Annotated in this window: 1 protein-coding gene; it reads right to left on the minus strand. The window is 38.0% G+C overall.

The window, feature by feature from the left end; genetic code table 11:
- A partial coding sequence (gene pgsA / locus E4T71_RS08985) for a CDP-diacylglycerol--glycerol-3-phosphate 3-phosphatidyltransferase (RefSeq protein ID WP_135038977.1) occupies positions 1-353 on the minus strand: 353 nt, incomplete at its 3' end.
- Positions 354-440 lie beyond the last annotated feature (87 nt).

The raw sequence follows: 440 nt of genomic DNA on the forward strand, positions 1-440 counted from the left end.
GTTCCTCCATTTTCCACCAAGAGTAGACGAAGACCTGTCACTGCCAATTCACGACAAATAATAATTGCAACTACCCAAGCTGGAGCAAAGCCAAGCTCTACAAGCATGATAAATGCTGTCATCACCAAAATCTTATCTGCCATCGGATCCGCAAATTTTCCAAAGTTTGTTACAACCTGCCATTTACGAGCCAAGTAGCCGTCTAGATAATCCGTAATACTAGCTAATGCAAAAATAAGTGCTGCTAAGACATGACTAATTGTTGAATCCCAAACGGTCAGTAACAAGATAAAAATTGGGATTACCAAAATCCTACCTATCGTCAATGCATTTGGAATATTTTCTTTTTTCATATAAAACCTTTATTGTTCAAAATTTATTGTAATTGAGCCTGTATCTGCTGTCAAGGCTGATAGATCTAGCTTTTGACCACCTACAGT

It is taken from the genome of Streptococcus sp. WM07, assembly GCF_004570525.1.
In the GTDB taxonomy this organism is placed as follows: domain Bacteria; phylum Bacillota; class Bacilli; order Lactobacillales; family Streptococcaceae; genus Streptococcus.